The sequence below is a fragment of the Bacillus sp. FSL R5-0585 genome (assembly GCF_038004545.1).
GTDB classification, from domain to species: Bacteria; Bacillota; Bacilli; order Bacillales; family Bacillaceae_G; genus Bacillus_A; species Bacillus_A cereus.
Map to the genome: position 1 here is coordinate 2,951,786 of NZ_JBBORJ010000001.1, position 22,450 is coordinate 2,974,235.

Below are 22,450 nucleotides of genomic sequence, written 5' to 3' on the forward strand. Positions count from 1 at the left end.
ATGAATATAGTTGAAACTCTTCCTATTTTTCTCAATTACTTTCAAACAACATAGCTCTTAAAATACCATATCGCTGTTCTTCAAGTTGCAATCCAAGTAAAATTTATGTAATAAAAATCCCCGTTTTTACAAGCGGGGATTTCTTTTATTATAATACGTCACGTTTTTGGAATAATGCACTTGATGCTACAAGTAACACAACAAAGTATGCAGCTACAAGTAATAATGAAGTTGTAAACGTAAATTCTGTAAATGTTGGTTCCATTCCACCATTGATTAATTTATTACTATCGTAAGCTCTTAAATCCAAATGGTTGAATACTACAAACTTCGCTACACCTTTTGCAAACATTATTAATACCATATTAATTGCACCTTGTAAGAAGAATAGGAACATCGTAATAATTAATGGTAATACAGATTTTCTAAAGACATTTGCTAGGAAAAATGCAAGTGTTGCAAAAAAGAACGGTGAAAGTAGTTGATATAAAGTGGACTTCATAACGATTCCTAATGTTAATTCTGTTTTACTACCATCCATTACAATACCGCCAATAATCATTGCAATTAGCATACCAGCTAATACGATAAATAACATTGCTAATAACACTGTAATATATTTAGAAAATAAAACTGCAAGTCTTTTTCTTGGACGGATTAACAATTGTTTAATTGTACCTTTTTGGAACTCATCAGTAAGAGTACGGGCAGCAAGTGTAATCCCAAAAATCGTTGTAAATAAAACAATTAAGCCAATCTCTGAGTTTGCATAATCTAAATATGATCCCTTAAACTCATCACCTTTTCCCCACTTCAACATTGCTAAAGTACCTAAAATTTCGAGTGCCGCAATGACACCCATTAAAATATACATACCTTTTTTCGCATGCAACTTTAAAAATTCATTTTGAATTAATTTAAACATTACGCTTTCACTCCCCCAGTAATCGCTAAGAACTCATCCTCTAACGTTTTATTTTGAACAGTAACTCCGTATACAAGCACATCAGCATGAACAAGTTTTTTTACAAGTTGCGGAATGTTGTCTTTTGTTACAGATGCTACAATTACATTCCCTTTTGCTTTACCTTTAATGATTTCATTTGCTTTCTGAACTTCATCTACTTCAAACGCTACAACGACTGCCTCATCATGTTTCACTTTTTCATGTAAGTTGTACTCTTGTACAAACTCACCTTGTTTAATAATAACGACGCGATCACACATTAATTCAATTTCACTCAATAAGTGACTTGATACGATTACAGCAATATTCTCTTCTTTCGCTAAACGTTGTAAATAATCACGAATTTGGCGAATACCAGCTGGATCTAATCCATTTGTCGGTTCATCTAAAATTAAGATTTTCGGCTGATGCAGTAATGCCTGTGCAATTCCTAAACGTTGTTTCATGCCAAGTGAATATGTTTTCACCTTTTTATGAATCGCATGCTCTAACTCAACAAGCTTTACAATCTCAGCAATGCGCTCTTTACTAATTGGTGTAATGGCCATGTTCGCAAAATGCTTTAAGTTTTGCATTCCTGTCATATAATCATATAGTTCAGGATTTTCTACAATCGCTCCAATTTGCTCTAGTGCCTTTTCACGCTCCGAGCGAATACTATGTCCACAAATTGTAATATCGCCCTCTGTCATTGAAATAAGACCTGTCATCATACGGATTGTCGTCGTCTTACCGCTACCGTTCGGTCCAAGGAATCCGTATACTTCTCCTTCACGAACCTCAAATGATAAACCACGAATAATTTCCGTTCCACCAATCTTTTTTCGAACATTCTCTAACTTTACTACTACGTTTCCCAATGCTGATTCCTCCTTTAGACTTCTAGTTTTTTATCGACTATGTGACCTGTAACTACTAGTAATATAATTGTTAATAAACAATTAAAAAATAGATTTAAAATTGTAACCTCTGTACCAGAATAAAATGATGTATTTAAAAAACCATTTTGATCTATAAATCCAATATTATTTATAGCAAACACATACTTTTCTATTTGCTGAAAAATATACGTTATTCCTCCATTAAATGCGGTAAAAATGACGAATAAAACTAAACAAGCAACTTTATTCATCGATGATTTCACATTTAATAGTTTTACAATTACTATAATGAAATAAATAGAAACTAGCATATTAAGAAAATCTAGTCCCCATAAGAAAATAGATAACATATGATGTAATATTCCATAATTATATAAACTGTGTATTGCTTGCTGAATACCTAAATTAGTTTTTCCATTGTAAATATTTAAAGAAAAATAGTATAGAAAAATGATTCCTATTCCTAGCAAAATCATAAAGAGTAGTACACAGAATAAAATATTTGCACATATATACTTTTTTGCTGAAATAGAAGTATAACGTAGCATAGAATTTTTTAACATTTTCCGAAAAGACGATATACCTGTTAAAAGAATTGCAAATCCATTTATACCTAGTACGATAAAGAATATAATAATAATTATATCTTGCCTACCTGAAATTCTAACTCCTGAAACTCCTTTCATATTAAATAAAAGAATGAATGAAACTGTAATAAAACCAAAGTAAATAATGGCTATCTTTCTCTTATTACAATTATACAGATAACGAAAAAGCTGACTCATTTCTCATAGGCCTCCTTAAACAGCTCATGTACTGCTTTACCCTTTTGAAATCGTAGTTCTTCCACATTTTCATGCAATATTATTTCTCCATCTTTCAAAAAGATTACTTCATCGAATATATTTTCGATTTCTCTTATTAAATGAGTCGATATAAGTAGCGTACAATCTTCACGATAAAATTTAAGTATTAGCTCAAGTACATGTTCTCTAGAAACAAGATCTATCCCGCCCAACGGCTCATCCAGTACGTATAGCTTCACTTTTCGAGAAAACGTTAAAATAATCTGCAGCTTCTCAACCATACCTTTTGACAATGCTGTAATTTTTTCTTCTAACGGTATTTTAAATTCTGCAATCGTATCTACCGCTTTTTGAATATCGAAGTCTTTATAAAAATCTCGGTAAAAAAATAAAGCGTTTTTTACAGTCATCCAATCATCAAAGATTGGCTTATCGGACATAAATGAAACAATTTCTTTCGTCTGTAACCCTACCTTTTTACCGTCTATTGTAATACTACCTTCAGAAGGGTGTTGCAAGCCTGCAATCATTTTCAATAACGTCGTTTTCCCGCTCCCGTTATCTCCAACAAGCCCAACGATTTTCCCTTCCGTAATCTCTATGTTTAATTCACGGATCACTGCTTTTAATCCGTATCTCTTCCATAAGTTTTCTATTTTCAATAGCTCTGTCATTGGCTCTCCTCCCTCTTATCATGTAATGAAGAACGAAGAATTGTAAGAATTTCTTCTTCTGAAAAACCTAAATTGTCCATTCCATCTATAAAAGAATGAAGTAATTCTTTCGCCATCTCTTTTCGCAGCTCCATAATTTTCTCCCCTTCATTCGTTACATACCGTCCCATTCCTCTACGTGTGACAACAACTCCATCCCGTTCTAGCTCTTGAAATGTACGCTGAATCGTATTTGGATTCACTTGTAATTCACTCGCTAATTCACGGACAGAGGGAATTTTATCACCAGGTAATAAATGTCCTGTTACGATCTCTTTTTTTATGTATTCCATTACCTGAATGTAAATTGGTGTATTTGGAGAAAACTCTATTTTCATTGCTTCCCTCCTTTTGTATCAGTGTACTAGTTAAATAATACACCGATACAAAAAGTTTGTAAATACCCATTTAATTACAAAAGAGTTCTATCCGTTAAACGAATAGAACTTCCCACATATAAATCGCTATACAAAAATAATAGTGTTATGTAAACAAAATTATAAAGAAAAACTGTCTTATCAATGAATAAGACAGTTTTTCTTTATAATCCTATATTAAAAGTTAAACACGAAGTCATCGTCAGCTAACTTTTCAACGTTCGTTGCTTTTACGTAACCATTTCCTTTTACAGAGAAGAAATCATGGTTTTTCGTATCTGTACGTAAACCATTTAAAACGATTGGGTTAATTTCTTCTTCTTCAAACTTCGGCTCAAGTCCTAAGTTCATAAGCCCTTTATTCGCATTGTAACGAACGAAACGATTTACATCTTCTACAAGACCGATAGAAGTGTAAATTTCTTCTGTATAGGCCATTTCAATTTCATATAGTTCCATTAATAACTCTTGTGTTTCTTTTTGCACTTCTTGTTGCTCTTCTGCAGAAAGTTCTGCAAAGATTTGTTGTGCTAAAATACCGACGAATACGCCGTGAATTGACTCATCCTTTACCTTCACATAAGTTCGCTACTCCTATGCCGTTTATACAGCTTACAGTTTCCTGTAAGAAGAGACTATATCATCTACCTTCTCAGGTAGCCCTCCATTTCGATTTAAGGGATTCTCACCCACCGCTTGGCCCTACTCCTCTTGCGGAATTTCACCGCCATTGGGATAGTCGTTGAACGTTCCTTTATCTACGTATCGCACCCACCACTGTTTATACAGTTTTCGATGTCTGATACGGCTTCCTGTGCCGCTCGATAACCCATGTTTTCTTTCAATGGATGCATTAGATTCACCGGCTTGTAGCATCTGAACGATATCCAAAAACATTTCAAGAGTCACACGTCCCCTTGTTTTCAGTTGGTGTTCAGATTTAACCGGCATATAATTTTGCACTTTTCCCCAAAGATATTTATAACGTTTCTTATGTCGAATTAAAGATACATAATTAGGATGAAGATTATACATATCAGCAATTTCTGGATTTGTCTTTCCGCACTTTAGTAGTTCTACAATCTCAAAAAATTGTGCATCTGTAATTTTTGATTGTGGATTTTTTTCACCTATAACACGTTGCCTTTTCTTCTCTAATTGTTCTTCAGTGAATTTAATTCCACCCAATCCTTCTCCGCCTAACGTCAAGTTATAGCCATTATTATAAGAATCATACAGCCAAATATACTGTTGCTCAATCTCACTCAATTCTTCCAATGAACATTCTATTTCCTCTAGAATTCCATATTCTAAAGTGGATTCATATTTACAGTATACTGCTTGTAAATACCTATTATAATGTGTACCACTCTTTAACATCCACATATGTTCCCTAATTCGTTTTAAATTTGAAACGTTCACATCTTTACCAATATAATACTTCCCATTGATTTTTAAATAGTAAATTCCGTACATGTTATCGCTAGATAAAGGCTTCGCTGCTGATTGCCCTATCAGCTATTCTCCTTTCCATCTATTGATAGTTAGAGAATAACCTGAATGCATATATTCATCAATAATAATACAGATAAATTTACAATAGGGGGTCCCAGCAATTAAAAGGGTTTTTCAATTGGTATCTCTACCAAAAGCCGCCATAAGTTAACGGATAATAAGGTTAATAATTTCACCACTTGCCGTCAGTTTACCTTGACCAGCTAAGTAAAGTGGATAGAAAAATCCACTATAGAATAAGTAACTTTCTAAGAACACACTTGCTACCATTGCCATGTATAACTCTTTTTTCGTTACTTCAGGCTTTAATAAACGACGATAGTAACTAGTAATAATACCAGCTTTTTTCTCAAGTAACGGATGATTGTCTACCCAGTCAAAAATATCATCAATTTCTTCTTCTGTAGCTAATGTTGTGAAAATGTGACTATAACTTTTCGCATGTACTTCTTCCATAGCTCCCATGAAAGCTAATACACTTTTCGCTTGTAAATTTTCAAGATGAACAAGTACAAGTGGCATTCCTTCGCCACCTTGTTTCGTATCTAAAAGTGTTAAACCACCTAATACACGCTTATAAGCAATTTGCTCTTCTTTCGATAATTGCACCCAAGTATTTTTGTCAGAAGAAACCGCGATTTCTTCTTCTGTCCAAAACTGAGCGATGTTTTGCTTCCAAAACATTAAACTGAAATCATCTTCCTTTTTATTCCAGTTAACAGCGCGCATTGAATCACCCCTATATCTATTATTGTTCTACTGAACGGTTAAATTTCCATCTAACAATGAAAAGCTAACCGTTTAGTAGAACAAACCAAGTATGAGCAGGGTTCATAACCCTGCTCATACTATTGGGTTATTCATTTAGTATGGCAATATGCCATTAAACGGTACAAGCCACACACTCTTCCACGCTTAATTTACGTGTTCTCGTATAATACAGACTCTTTAAGCCTTTTTTATGTGCATAGATGTAGTAACGTGCTAATTCACGTGTTGAAATATCACTATTAACGTAAAGAATTGTACTAATTCCTTGGTCAATATGTTCTTGAATTTCTGCGATTAAATCAATTAATTTAAACTGATTCATATCGTAAGAAGATTTATAGTACCAGAACGTATCTTTTGATAAATACGGCATTGGATAATATGTTGTCGCATTCGCATATGTTCTTGATTCGATTTGACTTACGATCGGCATTACGCTTGAAGTTGCATTTTGAACGTAACTGATTGATTGTGTTGGAGCAATGGCAAGACGATATGAGTTGTATAAACCATTCTTCTGCACTTGCTCTTTTAAACTTGTCCAATCTTCTTTTGTTGGAATATGAATTCCTTCAAATAGTTGCTGAACTTTTTCAGTTACTGGGCTGTAATCTGTCGTTTCATACTTTTCGAAGTATGTGCCATTCGCATAATCAGATTTATCGAAGTCCTTAAATGTCTCGCCTTTTTCTGTAGCGATTTCCATACTTTTCTCAATAGAGTAGTAATTTAACATCATAAAGAATGTACGAGCGAATTCTTTCGCTTCTGCACTTTCATAAGCGATTTTATTTTTTGCTAAATATCCGTGTAAGTTCATTGCTCCAAGTCCAACTGAATGAAGCTCGTCATTTGCTTTTTTCACAGTTGGTGCATTCGGAATAATCGTCATATCAGAAACAGCTGTTAAAGCTTCCATTCCCGCATGAACTGCTTCACGAATTTCTTTATTTTCCATTACGTTTACGATATTTAACGATCCTAAGTTACAGTTAATATCACGACGGATAATGTCATCTGTACCGTAATCATTTATTTCTGAAGTTTCTTGAAGCTGGAAGATTTCTGTACATAAGTTCGACATCTTCACAGTTCCAATATCCTTCAATGGATGTTGATTATTTGCATTTGATTTAAACATTAAGTATGGGTAACCAGACTCAAGCTGAATCATAGCGATTTTAATAAGCATATCACGTGCACTAATATCTAGTGGCTTCTTCTTCACTTTCGGATTGCTCATTAATTCATCGTACATTTCATCAATGTCAATATCATCTAAATGCTTACCATATTCTTTATAAACCGTATAAGGCGCGAAAACATGGAAAGGTTCGTTTTTCTCAGCAAGCTCAAAGAACTTACTTGGAACGATAATTCCGATTGATAGAGACTGAATACGGCTCTTCTCATCGGCATTTATTTTTTTTGTATCAAGGAATTCAATAATATCCCAATGGAAAATGTTTAAATATACTGCACCGGCACCTTTTCGTTGGCCAAGCTGATTCGCATATGAAAACGAATCTTCAAGCAATTTCATAACAGGTACTACGCCACTTGCAGCGTTGTCGATACCTTTAATTTGCTCACCGCGTGCGCGTAGCTTAGATAAGTTTAAAGCTACTCCCCCGCCGATTTTCGATAATTGCATCGCAGTATTAATGTTAAAGCCGATCGAATTTAAGCTATCGTCCATCTCTAACAAGAAACAAGACACCATTTCTCCTCTTCTGCTTCTTCCCGCATTTAAAAAGGTTGGTGTCGCTGGTTGGTAGTTTTGTTTTACAATCATGCTTGCGAATTGTCTTGCCTTCGAAACATCACCGCGTCCTAAGTATAATGAAACAATTGCTACACGATCTTCATAGCTTTCTAAGTATTGTTTTTGATCATTCGTTTTTAACGCATAATCTTTGTAGAACTTAGATGCTGCCATATAAGATTGGAACTCGAAGTTTTCACCATAAGCGATGTTATATACTTCCTCTACTTCCTCCAAGCTATACTCGTCCAGAACGTTGTAATAGTAATCATGTTCTTTCATATACTCCATTCGCTCTGCCACGCTATTAAAAGGAACGGTATTCTCTCTAGCTTCTTCCATAAAGACTTCTAATGCCTCTTTATCTTTATGAAGCTGATAAAAACCGTCCTGCATTTGCGTGATTTCATTATTCAGTTCAATGTGTCGCAATCTCCCGCACCCTTTCCTTAAAATATTCTACATCGTTATTTGTTCCAGATAACTCAAATTTTGATACAATAGGCACTTCATATTTAGTAGAAATCTTGTCAGCACTTGCACCGAACATGTCTCCCCAGTTACGATTGCCGCTTGCAGATACGCCTTTTAATTTTTCATTATTGCGCTCTAAAAAGTCTAAAACACGTTCTGGTACATTGCCAAAACCTGTTGTATACGTAATAAGAATAAAGTCTTCATCTATTACTAGATCTTCATCAATTTGAACGGCCGGCATATTTAATTTGTGAATGAAACGCTTCACGTTTCCTGTCATAGAATCATATGCAACTAACATTTCCGACCCTCCCTCTCAAATCTATATTCTCTATATGTTGTTCTTGATTTCTCTATATATTGTATTACGTTTCAAAATAAGACACAAGATATATGTATAAATTCTTTCTTTTTTTAACTTTTACTTTTCGACATGATAGCCGTTTTTTTTCAATACAATGACTATGAAACAACATTCTAAAACTCATGTCAATAAAGTGCTTTTCAAAAAAGTTGTCAACGAATTTAACCTTATTTTTAAAAAAGTTAACAATATATTTTGTCATAAAACGGTAGATGCTGAAGAAATATATTTCTCCAGCATCACGCAAAAAAGAACAGATATGAAACTATAATCTGCTCTAAAAAACGATTACATTTATCAAATTTACCTTATTAAATATATTATACATATACTTTCGTTTCTCGTTACATACTAAAAGATAACTATTATAGAAAAAGATTATTATTATGGAACTTCAATTTATTTATGAAAAGTTTATTCAGAGTGCTCAATGCGCAAAATATCTTTTACAAATATATGATGCGGATTTTCATCTTTATCAATCATTGTACATACCGGAGCCTCTTCATCAAAGTATACAATCATTCCTTCTACGTACTGATATGTATGTCGAACTTGTACAGTTACTTTAATTTCTACTGCTTCTTCATATGCTCTTTTTATTTTCTGAAGCATTTTTGCTGAACATTTTCGTTTCTCTGGATACATAACCATTCCCATAAATCGATTGCCGGCTCTATCTTTCCACATATAATCCCAATGTGGTAAAATGCCTTGTTTAAAATCGCCCATAATTCCCCTCTCCTTTATCTTTTATTTATCCCGCATTAAACGTCCGATTGGTGAAAGGCTACTAATCAGTGAGAGATGCCCTGCTGATCAAAATTCCCCTTTATGAACGTGGCGTTTCTGAATATGTATAAATCACTTGCCCGCCTCGCTGTGCGTTACCAATGAAATGCTTAAAGTCTTCTCTATTTACAACAACTTCTCTGAACGTATAAAATACATCTTTCGTAACAACATACTCCTTTATTTCACCATTTTTTAGCTGATCTAAAATTGTATTTGCTAATTCTTTATCCATGTATTTCACCTCTCTGCAATATTTTATTTTATCGTATATTCTATAGGTCAACAACTGTAAATTTATCCCGCTATTTGCAGGTAGTGCGATTGGTGTTGACTACTAATCAGTCGTGGAATGAACAAAAAATCTTACTGATTAACGTTTCACTTTATCTCGTTGTTATGCCATGATTTTATTTTCGTTATTTCGCAAACAATATCGTTTTACTATATGTCCACTAAATATCATATACTAACATAGCTACTTCTCTATATCAAACATTTCGGCATTCAATTATGCAAAGTTCCATACCACTATGCTACAATATACAAATAGAACTAGGAGGGATACTATGATTCGGAAAGCAAAAAAGACAGATGCAATGGCAATAGCTCCTTTATTGTATAATGCTCTGCATGAAATTGCTGAAAAAATCACAGGTAGCACAGATGAAGCAGAAGTATTACTAGGACTTGAGACATGGTTCTCAAAAGAAAATAACCGTCTGAGCTACGAAAACTGTTTTGTCTATGAACAAGACGAGAGTGCAGTTGGAGTTATTGTCGCTTATCACGGTAGTGAAGCAACACAGCTTGACGCACCAATTGTACATCACTTAAGAGAATTACATAAAGATGAATCAATTACGTTAGAAAAAGAAGCTGAGCTTGATGAGTATTACATTGATACACTATCAGTTTCAAGTGCACACGGCGGAAAAGGTATCGGTTCTAAATTAATTGAAGCTGCCGAAATCTATGCAACTGAAAAAGGGCATGAAAAAATCGCTTTACTTGTTAATTTAGAAAACACACGCGCCTATTCACTATACGAAAAGTTAGGTTATAAAAAAGATGAAATTGTTATGCTAGTAGGCGAACCTTATGCTCATCTCGTAAAACCATTAAACGTCAAAATTTCTGTATCTTAAAAAGAAAGCACACGATTTATATAAATCGTGTGCTTTTATGTTAAATTCGTATTTAATATATTTCCATCCATCGCCTCGTGAAACGTATATGTTGTACATCCCCATGGCTTTCTATGCAAAATAGGCGAACCAGACCATCCCATTGCCCTCAGCTCCGTTCCAATCATCGAATTAAAATAATTATGACCTACAAGAGCAATACTTCCATGTACGAGAGCATAACGATGTAATACGTAAGCTGCTTGCCTTGCCCTCTCTCTTACTTCCTTATAAGATTCAACATTTTTATGGTAACCAAGTATCCATAATGCTCGTCCAATACACATCCATACGTTAAGTTTACACTTCAACCATTTTGGCGCATAAAAGCTCGCCGGAACTGCCGCTTCCCTAAAAAGAGAATTTTGTATAAAACATAAAGAATCCATTAATTCAGCTGCTGACTGTACAGCACACTTTTGATCACTCGTTACAATCAATTTCGCTACTTCAACCGCTTCTCTTGTTTCCAATGGTATAGGTTGTTTTTCTGTTATAGTATGTAAGTCATATCCTTTTATCCATTCATGAAAGGATGTAACCGTCATTGGTTCTATAGTACAATCTAAGCGACCATGACGAATAAAAGAAATCTTCATTCTTTTCACTCTCCATTCATCACTTATGAACTCTATTATGCACTAGTTCTAAACATCATACCACGCAAGAAAATAAAGTTATATACCTTTACATCTCCCCACCACTATCATGTGTTATCGAAGCATGGATACCATCCATCCCATCAAAATATGTACTCGTATCATATTGACGAATCTTTTTTAAATGCATATAAGAAAATAAAAATAAAATTAAAGCTATAACACTCCCCACAAATTCAAACATCATTTTACCGCCTCTAATTTCTCCCACTTCAGCAGGTTATTCTACTTTTTCATTATACCTTGATATAAAGATTCTCGCATTTTTGCTATTTTTTCCAAAAAACATGGATTTTCTACATATTTTCTTACAAAAAGTGAATATTTTTCGAATTTTTACTTTGGAAACATTTACAAAGTAGGAAATATGGTTCAAAATAGGAGGAAATAAAAAAACCCAAATTTATTCTTTTTTTGGGAAAACTGTAACAAGGAGAGTTGCTTATGCAGATCGCAGAAACTGGAGATATCATCGAATTTAAAGGTGGAATGCAAGGCCGTGTTCAAAAAGTAAATCAAAACTCTGTTATTGTTGATATAACAATTATGAAGAATTTTAGAGAACTAGATATGGAACCTCTTACAGTTGTAAGTCATAAAAACTATACTGTCATTAATCAAAATGCATAATATAATAGAAAGAAAGGGCCTGTATACTATACAGGCCCTTTCTTTCTATTAACGATTATCAATTGTTTCCGGATATAGATCGTGGTTCATCATGCGGTAATCAGCCATTTGTTCATACTTCGTCCCTGGGCGCCCGTAGTTGCAATATGGATCAATTGAAATGCCACCACGTGGTGTGAATTTCCCCCATACCTCAATATAACGTGGATCCATTAATTTAATTAAATCGTTCATAATAACGTTCATGCAATCTTCATGGAAATCACCATGATTGCGGAAACTAAATAAATACAACTTTAAAGATTTACTCTCTACCATTTTTTGCTCTGGAATATAGCTAATATAAATTGTTGCAAAATCTGGTTGTCCTGTTTTCGGGCATAAACTTGTAAATTCAGGACAATTGAATTTTACAAAATAATCACGGTTTGGATGATTATTATCAAATACCTCTAATATTTCTGGGCTATATTCAAATAAATATTTTGTATTTTGATTCCCTAGTAATGTTACATCTTTTAAATCTTCATCTAATCTTCCTGTCATTTTAAACATCCCTTCTCGTTATACGCCGCGCTTATTTCCCCATACTAACGCATGAAGCTGAGGCAATACTTTTGCATCATTCATCTCTTTACAATTTACAGCTTTATCAATCAGCCATTCATACTTATCTAATAATTTTTTTATAAGCATCGCATCATCCACTGTTTTTGTATCATCGTTTCCTACTTGTAAGAAAAATGGTACCTTTGGATAACGTTCGTGCATCTTAACTGCATATTCAAAATCATAATCATCGAATACTACTACTTTTAAACTAATATCTTTTCCTGCTAGTTTCTGAATAATAGCATCTAGCCTCTGAAAATCTGTTTTCATCGTTGAACTTGGTGGTTTTGGAGAAATTGTTATCTCATCAATTTGAAGTAACCAATCTTGCCATTTACTCCCTTGCGTTTCAATTGCCGTTCGCATTCCATTTTCTTTTAATATAGAAAGAAGAAACTCAATATTTTTCAGTAATGCCGGATTTCCACCTGAAATCGTAACATGAGAAAAATTTTCTCCTCCAATTGCAACAAGCTCATCCCAAATATCTTCTGGTGTCATCTGTCTAATTTGATCTTTAGCTGATCCATCCCACGTAAAAGCAGAATCACACCAAGCACAGCTATAATCACAACCAGCTGTACGGATAAACATTGTCTTTTGCCCTACAACCATTCCTTCACCTTGAATAGTCGGACCGAATATTTCTAAGACAGGGATTTTACTCATCAAGCATCCACTCCCGTCTTACTTCCGCATAACTAGTCGGCGTCTCAAATAGACGAACAAATTCAACGCGAGCTCCTTTATATTCGTTCACTCGATTCTCTTTTGTTAGTGCTTCTGCCATCTTTTCATAAATCCAAACGACCATATTTTCAGCAGTCGTATTCATTGCAGGTAACGTTTCGTTTAAATAACGATGATCTAGATAAATTTCTATTTCATTCTTCCAAATTTCTTTTATATCTCCAAAGTCAATTGCAAGACCTATTTCATTTACATATCCACTAATTCCAAATACAACTTTATATGTGTGACCATGTAAGTTTTTACATTTCCCTTCATAACAGTGTAAATGGTGTGCTGCATCAAATGTAAATTCCTTGCTGACCATTACTCTTTTATTATGGTATTTGAGTTGTTTACGCTGAATATCCTTGTCCATTTTTTGCAAATTCTCTACGATGCGAAATCCAAAAAAGTTATCCATTAGTTGTTCGCTCCTTCGCGTTCTTGTAGGTACGTATCTAATCCTGCTTTACGAAGTTGACATGCTGGACATTCACCGCAACCATCACCAATGATTCCGTTATAACATGTTAATGTTTTTTCTCGAACAAACTCAAATGCTCCAAGTTCATCTGATAATTTCCATGTTTCAGCCTTATCAATCCACATAAGTGGCGTGTGAATGACAAACGGGTAATCCATAGATAAATTTAAAGTAACATTTAACGATTTCACAAACACGTCACGGCAGTCTGGATAACCACTGAAATCAGTTTCACATACACCCGTTACAATATGACGTGCTCCAACTTGTTTTGCTAATACAGCAGCAAATGATAAGAAGAGTAAATTTCGTCCATCTACAAATGTCGATGGCAATTCACCTTCTTCATGTGTAATCTCCATATCCGTTCTCGTTAACGCATTTGGAGCAAGTTGATTTAATAGAGTCATATCTAGTACCGTATGCTTTATTCCTAGTTCTTTTGCAATTTCCGCTGCACAATCAATTTCTAGCTTATGACGTTGATTGTAATTAAACGTTACAGCTTCTACCTCTGCAAACTGCTCTATTGCCCAAAATAAACATGTCGTACTATCTTGTCCTCCACTAAAAACAACAACTGCTTTTTCTTTTTTCATTTCACTCATTCTCCTTCTCTACTATAAATAAGAAGAAAGAACGTTCTTGAACTGTCACAATAAAAAAACAAAACAATACCTAAGGATATTGTTGTTTCCATAGTTTTTTATAGAGGGAGTTCGCGAACCTCTCCCGCGCGGTGCACGGAATTTCTTCTTTCATTGACACAGCTTATTGTAACATATTGTATACTAGCGTAAAAATTTCTGATTTTTCAGCTATTTATTATTTCATTTCTTTCATTTTATAGTATGATTAATTTAATATAAGAAGAGAGGAGGCATCCCACTGAAACCCTTTATTATTTATCTCTTTTTAAATATATTATTCATCCTGATTACAATGCTCGTATATCATTTATTTTGGAATCAAAAAGGGAAACGCTCTCCTAAATTAAATTCAGCTATATTCATTGTACTCTGTTGCCTTGCTACCGTACTCTGTATTACATTTGCAGCAAAAACAAATAATGGTTTTCAATTTGATATGCGCCATATTGTATTAATTGTCGGTACATTAACGGGAGGGCCTATTGCTGGTGGTTCTATCTTAGTTGTATTAAACATATATCGCTTATTATTAGGTGGGGTAGGTGTTTTCCCATCTCTTATCGGTTCTGTTCTTCTATTTATTGTTCTATTATTAACATATAAATTTTTCAATCGAACTTCTAATCGTATAAAAATAACACTTGCTATTATCTACAGTCTCACATACGGATTTAGTTGGATACCCTTCTTCCTTTCAAAGGTTACAAATAAGACTGATTATATACCGCATATTATTGTGTATGAATTATGTTCAATGCTTGGTACGATTCTAATTTTATATTTACTACACATATTACAAACTCAAGTTCGTCTCCAAAACGAACTTATAAATGCTGAAAAGTTTCATTTAATTGGTGAAATGGCAGCGTCTATCTCTCATGAAATTCGCAATCCATTAACTTCAACGAAAGGTTTTTTACAACTGTTACAATCAGATACATGCACTGAGCAGGAACGAAAATTATATATCGACATTGCCATTAATGGCATCGAACAAGCAAATCATGTTCTTACAGATTATTTAACCTTTGCTAAACCAAGCATTGAAAAAGAACAAACATTACAGTTAGAAGAAGAATTACTACATGCATTGTCGTTAATTACACCGCTTGCTAATTTAACAAATGTACGTACTCATTATATAAAGCAAAGCACTTCTTTTTTTATCGCTGGAGAAAAGCAAAAACTAAATCAATGTTTATTAAATATTTTAAAAAATTGCATTGAGGCTATGCCAAAAGGCGGTGATCTTTATTTCACATTAGTTCCTGATCATAAGCATATTCAGTTATATATAAAAGATACAGGAGTCGGTATGGATTCAGAACAAGTAAAACGTCTTGGTTCGCCCTTTTATTCAACGAAAGAAAAAGGTACTGGACTTGGAATGATGGTCGTATTCAGTGTTGTTCAAGCTATGAATGGAAAAATTGATATTATAAGTGAAAAAGGAATCGGTACAACCTTTTTATTAACTTTTCCACTCATACAAAAAACGTGATGAAATACTCATCACGTTTTTTCTGTTCCTTCAACTAATTCAGCAAAAGCTTTCACTTTTCCGTGCGGTTGTTGATTTTCTTTACGTGCTTTCCAGGCGCGCTCTTCTTCTCGCTTCTTCTTAGACATGTTTTTTCAACTCCTTCTTTTCTTTCTCCATGTAGTATTCCAAAATAAGAAAGAAAACTATGCACGTATCAAAAAAGAAGTGGTTTCCCACTTCTGCCACTTTAGCGTTGCAAAATTGCATGTTTTGCCTCTTTTAACTGCGTAAGATGTCTTTGTTCATGCAAATCAAGAAATTGAACCCATTGATACAAATTCAAATCATTAAAAACAGGATGCTTTAATCCATTTTCAAATAAATCTTTTTCATCTATAACACTATGAAGCGCGTGTAATAGTTCTTGGCGTGAATGTTCTAGCAATTGAATTCCTTGCTGTTTTTTCATTAAAGTTTCTGTTGGTTGCATTTGCTGAGGAGCTTCTCGTTTATGTGTGCGATCAAGCGTAAGTTGGAGGTCTTTAAATGGAGTCATGTTTCTTTCATTTTTTTGTAAAGCATATACAAGGGCAGACGTGACAGATTGTTCAACTAAATGCAAGTGGTGTAAAATTTGAATAATACTCCATTTATCACGGCGTGGCTTTACATTCACTTCTGTGTCATTTAACATTTCAATTTCTGATAATAGCGTGCTTCGAGTAGCCTGTAATGAGTTTACTAAACTTTCTAAACTTACATCCATATTAGATTGAAGCATACTTGTTCCCCCCTTTTGTTGGTGAAAAGAGGTGCTCCTTATTAGAAACACCCCTTTAGTATTCTGAATTTTCTTTTATTATCTCATCATTTTCCCATTATGTCGATGTTAAACATGTGAAAAAAAGCGCATGTTTTTTACAATTTTGTGTCGTCAATCGCATGTAACCATGCTTCAATTTCTGTAATAACACTTTTCACACAGCCTTCAGCAAATGGTGATGTTAAATTTGCAACCTCTACTAATTCTAAGAACGATTTACTTCCACCTTGTTGGCACAGATTCACATAATCTTCCCACGCCTCTTGTCTATTATCTCTTGCACGTTTCCAAAATTGTAGCGCACAAATTTGAGCAAGCGTGTAATCAATATAATAGAACGGTGAGCTATAAATATGCCCTTGACGTTGCCAAAAACCACCGCGCTCTAAATAATCATTCTCCTCATAATCACGATGTGGTAAATATTTCTTCTCTATGTTACGCCATGCTGTCTTACGCTCTTCAGGTGATGCTTCAGGATTTTCATATACATAATGTTGATATTCATCAACAGATACACCATAAGGTAAAAACAGAAGTGCTGAACTTAAGTGAGAGAAGTAATATTTATCTGCATCTTCTTCAAAGAATAGCTTCATCCATGGCCATGTAAAGAATTCCATACTCATAGAGTGGATTTCACACGCCTCATATGTTGGCCAATTATATTCTGGAATTTCAAATTTACGACTTTCATATACTTGGAAAGCATGACCTGCTTCATGTGTTAATACATCAATGTCACCAGATGTTCCATTGAAGTTTGAGAAAATAAATGGCGCTTTATAATTCTCAATATATGTACAATATCCGCCACCAGCTTTTCCTTTTTTCGCAACTAAATCTAATAAATCATTATCTAGCATGAAATTGAAAAATTCATCTGTTTCAGCCGATAACTCTTTATACATTGTCTTTCCATGATCAACAATCCAATCCGCATCTCCTTTTGGAGTTGGGTTACCTGTAGCAAACTCAAAGTTTTCGTCGTAATAAGCTAACTTCTCTACACCGATACGTGCTTGTTGTCGCTTTCTTAATTCCGTTGTAACGGGAACGATATAATCTAGCACTTGCTGACGGTAATTAGCCACCATCTCCGCATTATAATCTGTACGGTACATTCTTGCATATCCAAGTTCAACAAAGTTTTTGAAACCTAAAGATTTTGCGATTTTCGTTCTCACTTTAACAAGCTCATCATAAATACGATCTAGTTCTTCCTCATTTCCAGCTAAAAATCCGTAGTATGCTTCACTTGCTGCTTTACGTTCGCTTCTTTCTTTTCCTTGCATAAACGGAATCAGTTGCGATAACGTTCTTTCTTCTCCAGCAAAGTCAATTTTTGCAGATGCTAATAACTGTGTATATTGCGATGATAATTTATTTTCTAATTGCAAATCTTTCACGACTTCATCTGAATATGTTTTTAAATCACATTCTGCTAGAGCAAATAATTGTTTTCCATAATACGCCTCTAATTCTTCACGAAATGGAGAATTAATGAGTGCCTTATAATATTTTGTACCATATCCTTGTACAACTGGAGAGAATTCATCAAAGAAATCCTGCTCCTCCTTATAAAAAGTATCCGTCGTATCAACAGAATGGCGAATGTAACAAAGGTTTCCCATTGTACCAAAATCGTTGCGAATCTCATTAATTGAATGAATGACTTGTTTTTGTTCTTCTACAGTTTTTGCGTTATCAAACTTCTCTAAAGCAACAGTAAATTTCTCTTTTAACTCTTCAATATTTGGGCGTTTATATTCATAGTCTTTAAATGACATGAACGGGCCTCCTCTCCATTACATACCTTTATTATAATTCAATACGTATTCTTGAATTCCCTCTTAATTTTCAACAAATTTCGGCAGTGATTGCCCTGAGTTCATTACAAATAAAAAAGCCTTGGATTTATTTATCCAAAGCTCCTTTGGAACATATTATTTTTCATACTTCCCAATTTTTTTTAATAAATCAAGTAATTCATCTTTTTCATCTTTCGTTAACATTTCAAAAGACTGATGTATAACTTTCTCATGCCCCGGAAAAATAGAAGCAATAAAGTTCTCGCCAGACTCAGTTAATTGCGCGTAAATAACACGTCTGTCATTCGGACATGGAATTCTCTTTACTAATCCCTTTTTCTCCAGCTTATCTACAACATATGTAATGCTGCCACTAGCTATTAAAATACGCTCACCAATTTGCTGAAGTGGTTGACCGCCTTTATGATATAGCAGTTCTAATACAGCAAATTCAGTTGGATTTAACCCGTTACTTTGTATAGATTTATTTGTAGTATCCATAACAGAACGATGTACACGAGATAATGCAATAAATACTTTTAAAGATTGAGAAATATCTTCTCGTTCATTATTTGATGTCATACAACTTTCAACCCTTCACTTAAATTCTCAGCAATAAAAAGAAAATGCCAGTTCATACTTCCTGTGAATTCCGAATGAGCATTCACTCATCCATTTCCTCTCCCCTAATATATTAAGGATCATTCTTGAATAAAAACATGACAATTTTAACATAGTTTATATATAATGATAATAAAAAAAGAAGGAGTACCACATTTGAAAGTCAAATTCCAAAGCATAATTGTATATATATTGCTTGTTATCCTACCGACAATAGGGATTGGTGCTACATTTTATTCGTATCATACATATAAAATGAAACAGGAAAACAAATTATCTGCTCATACAGTTCTCTTTTTATATAGAGATTATTTGGATCATCATCTTGGTGAAGCAATTTCTGCTTTAGACATGCTTGCAAAAGTTGTAGGCACCGAGACTGGTAATATAAATGGCATTAAACAAATTGTACATGATACAGATGGAAACGATGCACGCTTTTCTGGTCTATATTACGCTACACCAGAAGGAGTCATTACAATTGCATCTGAAGATGAATCAAAGCCTATAGATGTTTCGGACCGTAAATATATTCAAGACGCGCTCCAAACTAAAAAAACCACTGTATCATCCGTCATTACTGATCGCGTTCTTGGACATAAAGCTATTATGATTGCTGCCCCCATATTTAATAAACAGAAGGAGCTCTCAGGATTATTATTAGCTAGTTTACGCTTTGATTACATTTCATCTTCTTTAAATGCCATTAAACCACAATACCATTTTGAGGTAACTGATAAACATGGTGTAGTTTTTCTAACCGATGATAATAACGACACAAGTGATACGCATTCTAATATGCTTACTACCCCACTCCAAAGATTAAATTGGAAGGTCTCTGTTTCTCCATTACCTATTCATCAAAAAGCCTTATACCAGTGGGTTGCAATAGAGTGTATAGCTACTTTATTTTTAATGTCTATTTTATTTTTACTTGCTCAATATATGTTGTTAAAACGTCAAACAAAACTTGAAAGGCAACAAAATGAACTACAAAAAATTGAATTAGTTGGAACTTTTGCAGCGAGTACAGCACACGAAATCCGTAATCCTCTTACTGGAATTAAAGGACTCGTCGCTCTATTAAAAGAGAAATATAAAGATGAGCAAGATCAGTTCTACTTTTCCGTAATTGAACAAGAAATAGAGCGAATCAATGAAATTGTAAGTGAATTTCTTATTCTCGGAAAGCCAACCGCCATCATCGAACAAACGTATGATGTAAGAAAAATTCTAAATGAGGTAGCATTAATTATTCAATCTGAGGCGAATTTACATAACATTGTATTCCATTTACATTTGCCAAACCATCCTGTTCATATCCGTTGTTCGAAAGACCATATGAAACAAGTGGTTTTAAACATTACAAAAAATGCAATTGAGGCCATGACTTCTAGCGATACACTAACCATTGTAGTAAAAAACAATGAAACACACGCACAATTACAGATTACAGATACTGGAAAAGGGATTCCGCAACATATTCAAAAACACCTCTTTCATCCGTTCTTTACTAATAAAGATACTGGAACAGGTCTTGGACTTGTCATATGTAAACGAATTGTAGAGATGTATAATGGGCATATTTTTATTGACAGTACAGAAAACGAAGGAACGACAGTTCATATCGAAATTCCGTTACACATAGTATAATTATCCTTATCCTATAAGGGTAATTATACTTATTTCATAAAACCAGCCACAAGCATTCGCCAAAAATTATTTGATTTTCCTTCATACCCGATTTGGAAAATAGGTATTTTTATAATTGAAAACCATTTCGGTGTTTGTTTTTCTTTATAACATTGATATTGTAAAATAAGCTTGTCCAATTCTTGACTAACTTGAATTGTCTCCCTACTATTTAGCCCACTTGTTAATCCTAGTTGAATCATTTCTTCACGTTTCATATGAATATCACGTGAAAGCTTTTCTAATGTGTACTTCCTTTTTACAGTAAACATCCATATCCCCCTTATTATACTTCCATGCTCTTAACTTCACTTCTCCATTGACTTTTTTAACTACTTAATCATATGCAAATTTGAAGAATCAGAAATTTTAACATTTTCTCCCTGTAATTTACAAATCTTTACCCTCACTTTGAGAATTATTACAAATTATTCTATCTTTGTAAATACATTCGCAATAATAGACATTTTTTTCATCTTGTTTTTTTATAAATGCTACGTAAACCAGGGATTCTTAATTTTCCACCTACTTTTCTTCGACATTTTTTGTTTAATTTATATAAAAAAGCAAAACATAATGATGATTGATAAAGTGAAACTTTAATCAGTGTTTTTTGTTCAGCCCCCACTGATTATTAGCATTCACCAATCGGGTAGGCAGTGAATCTCCCACCTATCCAGCCCAATGTTGAGGTGGGAGTCTTACTCCCCACAAATAGCGGGATAACAATAGAAAGGAAATATTTATATGCGAAAATATACGATTGCATTATTCATCATTATTTTGTTTTTACCGTCCTTCTTATTTCCTATTCAAGCAAATGCTCATACGAATAAAGTTGCTATTGTCATTGATGATTTCGGAAATAATATGAAGGGGACTAATCAAATGTTATCACTTCCCATTCCACTCACTGTTGCTGTTATGCCTTTTCTTCCTTCCACAAAAGAAGATGCAATAGCTGCCCATAAGAAAGGCCATGAAGTTATTATACATATGCCAATGGAACCTATAAAAGGTAAAAAAGAATGGCTTGGGCCGAAAGCAATTACAACTGATTTAAGCGATGAAGAAATAAACAACCGACTTGAACAAGCGATTCAAGAAGTACCGCATGCAATTGGAATGAACAATCATATGGGGTCAAAAGTAACAGCGGATGAAAGAATTGTTCGCCTTATACTTGCTGCTTGTAAAAAACACGGTTTATTTTACTTAGATAGTAAAACGAATCCTAATAGTGTCGTCCCAAAAATCGGAAAAGAATTAGGAGTTCCTATTATTGAAAACCAACTATTTTTTGATGATGTGTATACAGCAGGACATATTTCAAAACAAGCCCAATTACTCATCAAAAAAATTCAAGAAAAACCTATTATGGTAGCTATCGGGCATGTGGGCCCTCCAGGTGAAATTACATCACGCGTTATTGAAACTTCTATTCCTAAAATTCGTGAGCACGCAGACTTTATTTTCTTATCTGATCTAGCATTATCCCCGCCTCCTGTTTCAAAATAAAGTTCATTACTCACATAAAGTGAAACTTTAATCAGCCCTCACCAATTAGGCTTTTACGGGGAACACCCGCCCACCTAACTTCTTTGCTTTCACCAAATTTTGAGGCGTGGATTTTACTAC

At 34.1% G+C, this 22,450-nt stretch carries 26 protein-coding genes, 2 pseudogenes and 1 riboswitch; of the genes and pseudogenes, 5 read left to right on the top strand and 23 right to left on the bottom strand.

The window, feature by feature from the left end; genetic code table 11:
* Nucleotides 1–148: 148 nt before the first annotated feature.
* From MKY38_RS15165 to MKY38_RS15220, 12 genes and pseudogenes are all read right to left on the bottom strand, one after another.
* Entirely contained in the window at nt 149–925 is a 777-nt protein-coding gene (locus MKY38_RS15165) for an ABC transporter permease (protein ID WP_000475456.1), read from the bottom strand.
* On the bottom strand, nt 925–1,827 hold the full coding sequence (locus tag MKY38_RS15170; protein ID WP_000528788.1) for an ABC transporter ATP-binding protein: 903 nt from the start codon (nt 1,825–1,827) through the stop codon (nt 925–927). The genes MKY38_RS15165 and MKY38_RS15170 overlap by 1 nt, the downstream gene beginning before the upstream one ends.
* 14 nt (nt 1,828–1,841) lie before the next feature.
* Nucleotides 1,842–2,633 (bottom strand): ABC transporter permease, encoded by a 792-nt coding sequence (locus MKY38_RS15175; RefSeq protein ID WP_065223923.1) that lies wholly within the window; start codon nt 2,631–2,633, stop codon nt 1,842–1,844.
* Nucleotides 2,630–3,328, bottom strand: a complete 699-nt coding sequence (locus MKY38_RS15180; RefSeq protein WP_065223922.1) for an ABC transporter ATP-binding protein — start codon at nt 3,326–3,328, stop codon at nt 2,630–2,632. The genes MKY38_RS15175 and MKY38_RS15180 overlap by 4 nt, the downstream gene beginning before the upstream one ends.
* Nucleotides 3,325–3,705, bottom strand: a complete 381-nt coding sequence (locus MKY38_RS15185; protein WP_000687512.1) for a GntR family transcriptional regulator — start codon at nt 3,703–3,705, stop codon at nt 3,325–3,327. Before MKY38_RS15185 ends, MKY38_RS15180 begins: the two co-directional genes overlap by 4 nt.
* A gap of 216 nt (nt 3,706–3,921) precedes the next feature.
* A pseudogene (locus tag MKY38_RS15190) lies at nt 3,922–4,317 on the bottom strand (ribonucleotide-diphosphate reductase subunit beta); the annotation flags it as partial.
* 129 nt (nt 4,318–4,446) lie between these two features.
* Nucleotides 4,447–5,220: a GIY-YIG nuclease family protein gene (locus tag MKY38_RS15195; protein WP_000274263.1), complete on the bottom strand. Its 774-nt coding sequence runs from the start codon at nt 5,218–5,220 to the stop codon at nt 4,447–4,449.
* 189 nt (nt 5,221–5,409) lie between these two features.
* Nucleotides 5,410–5,988: pseudogene (locus MKY38_RS15200) on the bottom strand (ribonucleotide-diphosphate reductase subunit beta); the annotation flags it as partial.
* 154 nt (nt 5,989–6,142) lie between these two features.
* Nucleotides 6,143–8,227: a class 1b ribonucleoside-diphosphate reductase subunit alpha gene (gene nrdE, locus MKY38_RS15205; RefSeq protein ID WP_001215839.1), complete on the bottom strand. Its 2,085-nt coding sequence runs from the start codon at nt 8,225–8,227 to the stop codon at nt 6,143–6,145.
* Nucleotides 8,214–8,573, bottom strand: a complete 360-nt coding sequence (gene nrdI / locus MKY38_RS15210) for a class Ib ribonucleoside-diphosphate reductase assembly flavoprotein NrdI (RefSeq protein ID WP_000959447.1) — start codon at nt 8,571–8,573, stop codon at nt 8,214–8,216. Before nrdI ends, nrdE begins: the two co-directional genes overlap by 14 nt.
* A gap of 477 nt (nt 8,574–9,050) precedes the next feature.
* The gene (locus tag MKY38_RS15215; RefSeq protein WP_000502205.1) at nt 9,051–9,368 is read right to left on the bottom strand and encodes a hypothetical protein; all 318 of its coding nucleotides are present in this window, start codon (nt 9,366–9,368) and stop codon (nt 9,051–9,053) included.
* 100 nt (nt 9,369–9,468) lie between these two features.
* The gene (locus MKY38_RS15220; protein ID WP_000356684.1) at nt 9,469–9,663 is read right to left on the bottom strand and encodes a hypothetical protein; all 195 of its coding nucleotides are present in this window, start codon (nt 9,661–9,663) and stop codon (nt 9,469–9,471) included.
* Nucleotides 9,664–9,997: 334 nt separating this feature from the next.
* On the opposite strand from MKY38_RS15220, the gene MKY38_RS15225 reads away from it, so the two are divergent.
* The gene (locus MKY38_RS15225) at nt 9,998–10,576 is read left to right on the top strand and encodes a GNAT family N-acetyltransferase (protein WP_000619542.1); all 579 of its coding nucleotides are present in this window, start codon (nt 9,998–10,000) and stop codon (nt 10,574–10,576) included.
* Nucleotides 10,577–10,611: 35 nt separating this feature from the next.
* On the opposite strand, the gene MKY38_RS15230 is transcribed toward MKY38_RS15225, so the two are convergent.
* Entirely contained in the window at nt 10,612–11,214 is a 603-nt protein-coding gene (locus MKY38_RS15230) for a hypothetical protein (RefSeq protein WP_000703101.1), read from the bottom strand.
* Between the two features lie 88 nt (nt 11,215–11,302).
* Nucleotides 11,303–11,458, bottom strand: a complete 156-nt coding sequence (locus tag MKY38_RS15235) for a hypothetical protein (RefSeq protein WP_000461432.1) — start codon at nt 11,456–11,458, stop codon at nt 11,303–11,305.
* 260 nt (nt 11,459–11,718) lie between these two features.
* On the opposite strand from MKY38_RS15235, the gene MKY38_RS15240 reads away from it, so the two are divergent.
* A complete protein-coding gene (locus tag MKY38_RS15240; RefSeq protein WP_001165082.1) occupies nt 11,719–11,904 on the top strand; it encodes a YkvS family protein in 186 nt (61 codons plus the stop codon).
* A 48-nt stretch (nt 11,905–11,952) separates the two neighbouring features.
* Here MKY38_RS15240 and queF read toward each other — a convergent pair whose 3' ends face one another.
* From queF to queC, 4 genes are read right to left on the bottom strand one after another with little or no spacing between them, the layout of a single operon-like run.
* Nucleotides 11,953–12,450 (bottom strand): preQ(1) synthase, encoded by a 498-nt coding sequence (gene queF / locus MKY38_RS15245; protein WP_001986050.1) that lies wholly within the window; start codon nt 12,448–12,450, stop codon nt 11,953–11,955.
* Between the two features lie 18 nt (nt 12,451–12,468).
* Complete coding sequence (gene queE / locus MKY38_RS15250) at nt 12,469–13,185, bottom strand: 7-carboxy-7-deazaguanine synthase QueE (protein ID WP_000036295.1); 717 nt, start codon at nt 13,183–13,185, stop codon at nt 12,469–12,471.
* Nucleotides 13,178–13,669, bottom strand: a complete 492-nt coding sequence (gene queD, locus MKY38_RS15255; protein WP_000368414.1) for a 6-carboxytetrahydropterin synthase QueD — start codon at nt 13,667–13,669, stop codon at nt 13,178–13,180. The genes queE and queD overlap by 8 nt, the downstream gene beginning before the upstream one ends.
* Nucleotides 13,669–14,331: a 7-cyano-7-deazaguanine synthase QueC gene (gene queC / locus MKY38_RS15260; RefSeq protein WP_065223921.1), complete on the bottom strand. Its 663-nt coding sequence runs from the start codon at nt 14,329–14,331 to the stop codon at nt 13,669–13,671. The genes queD and queC overlap by 1 nt, the downstream gene beginning before the upstream one ends.
* Nucleotides 14,332–14,424: 93 nt before the next feature.
* Nucleotides 14,425–14,468, bottom strand: a riboswitch (PreQ1 riboswitch).
* Nucleotides 14,469–14,674: 206 nt separating this feature from the next.
* Here queC and kinB point away from each other — a divergent pair.
* The gene (gene kinB / locus MKY38_RS15265) at nt 14,675–15,883 is read left to right on the top strand and encodes a sporulation sensor histidine kinase KinB (RefSeq protein WP_048655979.1); all 1,209 of its coding nucleotides are present in this window, start codon (nt 14,675–14,677) and stop codon (nt 15,881–15,883) included.
* A gap of 11 nt (nt 15,884–15,894) precedes the next feature.
* Here kinB and MKY38_RS15270 read toward each other — a convergent pair whose 3' ends face one another.
* The 4 genes from MKY38_RS15270 to MKY38_RS15285 form a co-directional block, all read right to left on the bottom strand.
* Nucleotides 15,895–16,011: a DUF6254 family protein gene (locus MKY38_RS15270; protein ID WP_000038355.1), complete on the bottom strand. Its 117-nt coding sequence runs from the start codon at nt 16,009–16,011 to the stop codon at nt 15,895–15,897.
* 101 nt (nt 16,012–16,112) lie between these two features.
* Nucleotides 16,113–16,646 (bottom strand): DinB family protein, encoded by a 534-nt coding sequence (locus tag MKY38_RS15275; protein WP_000941961.1) that lies wholly within the window; start codon nt 16,644–16,646, stop codon nt 16,113–16,115.
* A gap of 137 nt (nt 16,647–16,783) precedes the next feature.
* The gene (locus MKY38_RS15280; RefSeq protein WP_000008577.1) at nt 16,784–18,478 is read right to left on the bottom strand and encodes a M3 family oligoendopeptidase; all 1,695 of its coding nucleotides are present in this window, start codon (nt 18,476–18,478) and stop codon (nt 16,784–16,786) included.
* A gap of 156 nt (nt 18,479–18,634) precedes the next feature.
* A complete protein-coding gene (locus MKY38_RS15285; protein WP_000203336.1) occupies nt 18,635–19,081 on the bottom strand; it encodes a MarR family winged helix-turn-helix transcriptional regulator in 447 nt (148 codons plus the stop codon).
* Between the two features lie 195 nt (nt 19,082–19,276).
* Between MKY38_RS15285 and MKY38_RS15290 the strand changes: the two genes are divergently transcribed.
* Entirely contained in the window at nt 19,277–20,773 is a 1,497-nt protein-coding gene (locus MKY38_RS15290) for a DUF3149 domain-containing protein (RefSeq protein WP_065223920.1), read from the top strand.
* A 29-nt stretch (nt 20,774–20,802) separates the two neighbouring features.
* On the opposite strand, the gene MKY38_RS15295 is transcribed toward MKY38_RS15290, so the two are convergent.
* Nucleotides 20,803–21,084: an aspartyl-phosphate phosphatase Spo0E family protein gene (locus MKY38_RS15295; RefSeq protein WP_000495536.1), complete on the bottom strand. Its 282-nt coding sequence runs from the start codon at nt 21,082–21,084 to the stop codon at nt 20,803–20,805.
* A 475-nt stretch (nt 21,085–21,559) separates the two neighbouring features.
* On the opposite strand from MKY38_RS15295, the gene MKY38_RS15300 reads away from it, so the two are divergent.
* Nucleotides 21,560–22,330, top strand: a complete 771-nt coding sequence (locus MKY38_RS15300; protein ID WP_065223919.1) for a divergent polysaccharide deacetylase family protein — start codon at nt 21,560–21,562, stop codon at nt 22,328–22,330.
* Nucleotides 22,331–22,450: the final 120 nt, after the last annotated feature.

Bases quoted from the DNA above. Each gene is read 5' to 3' on its own strand.
- MKY38_RS15180 (WP_065223922.1), bottom strand. From the start codon at position 3,328: ATGACAGAGCTATTGAAAATAGAAAACTTATGGAAGAGATACGGATTA.
- MKY38_RS15220 (WP_000356684.1), bottom strand. From the start codon at position 9,663: ATGGATAAAGAATTAGCAAATACAATTTTAGATCAGCTAAAAAATGGT.
- MKY38_RS15240 (WP_001165082.1), top strand. From the start codon at position 11,719: ATGCAGATCGCAGAAACTGGAGATATCATCGAATTTAAAGGTGGAATG.
- MKY38_RS15285 (WP_000203336.1), bottom strand. From the start codon at position 19,081: ATGACATCAAATAATGAACGAGAAGATATTTCTCAATCTTTAAAAGTA.
- MKY38_RS15270 (WP_000038355.1), bottom strand. From the start codon at position 16,011: ATGTCTAAGAAGAAGCGAGAAGAAGAGCGCGCCTGGAAAGCACGTAAA.
- MKY38_RS15175 (WP_065223923.1), bottom strand. From the start codon at position 2,633: ATGAGTCAGCTTTTTCGTTATCTGTATAATTGTAATAAGAGAAAGATA.
- MKY38_RS15280 (WP_000008577.1), bottom strand. From the start codon at position 18,478: ATGTCATTTAAAGACTATGAATATAAACGCCCAAATATTGAAGAGTTA.
- MKY38_RS15235 (WP_000461432.1), bottom strand. From the start codon at position 11,458: ATGTTTGAATTTGTGGGGAGTGTTATAGCTTTAATTTTATTTTTATTT.
- MKY38_RS15165 (WP_000475456.1), bottom strand. From the start codon at position 925: ATGTTTAAATTAATTCAAAATGAATTTTTAAAGTTGCATGCGAAAAAA.
- queF (WP_001986050.1), bottom strand. From the start codon at position 12,450: ATGACAGGAAGATTAGATGAAGATTTAAAAGATGTAACATTACTAGGG.
- MKY38_RS15230 (WP_000703101.1), bottom strand. From the start codon at position 11,214: ATGAAGATTTCTTTTATTCGTCATGGTCGCTTAGATTGTACTATAGAA.
- MKY38_RS15295 (WP_000495536.1), bottom strand. From the start codon at position 21,084: ATGTTTACTGTAAAAAGGAAGTACACATTAGAAAAGCTTTCACGTGAT.
- queC (WP_065223921.1), bottom strand. From the start codon at position 14,331: ATGAAAAAAGAAAAAGCAGTTGTTGTTTTTAGTGGAGGACAAGATAGT.
- MKY38_RS15215 (WP_000502205.1), bottom strand. From the start codon at position 9,368: ATGGGCGATTTTAAACAAGGCATTTTACCACATTGGGATTATATGTGG.
- kinB (WP_048655979.1), top strand. From the start codon at position 14,675: ATGCTCGTATATCATTTATTTTGGAATCAAAAAGGGAAACGCTCTCCT.
- MKY38_RS15225 (WP_000619542.1), top strand. From the start codon at position 9,998: ATGATTCGGAAAGCAAAAAAGACAGATGCAATGGCAATAGCTCCTTTA.
- queE (WP_000036295.1), bottom strand. From the start codon at position 13,185: ATGAGTAAAATCCCTGTCTTAGAAATATTCGGTCCGACTATTCAAGGT.
- queD (WP_000368414.1), bottom strand. From the start codon at position 13,669: ATGGATAACTTTTTTGGATTTCGCATCGTAGAGAATTTGCAAAAAATG.
- MKY38_RS15195 (WP_000274263.1), bottom strand. From the start codon at position 5,220: ATGTACGGAATTTACTATTTAAAAATCAATGGGAAGTATTATATTGGT.
- MKY38_RS15275 (WP_000941961.1), bottom strand. From the start codon at position 16,646: ATGCTTCAATCTAATATGGATGTAAGTTTAGAAAGTTTAGTAAACTCA.
- nrdI (WP_000959447.1), bottom strand. From the start codon at position 8,573: ATGTTAGTTGCATATGATTCTATGACAGGAAACGTGAAGCGTTTCATT.
- MKY38_RS15300 (WP_065223919.1), top strand. From the start codon at position 21,560: ATGCGAAAATATACGATTGCATTATTCATCATTATTTTGTTTTTACCG.
- MKY38_RS15185 (WP_000687512.1), bottom strand. From the start codon at position 3,705: ATGAAAATAGAGTTTTCTCCAAATACACCAATTTACATTCAGGTAATG.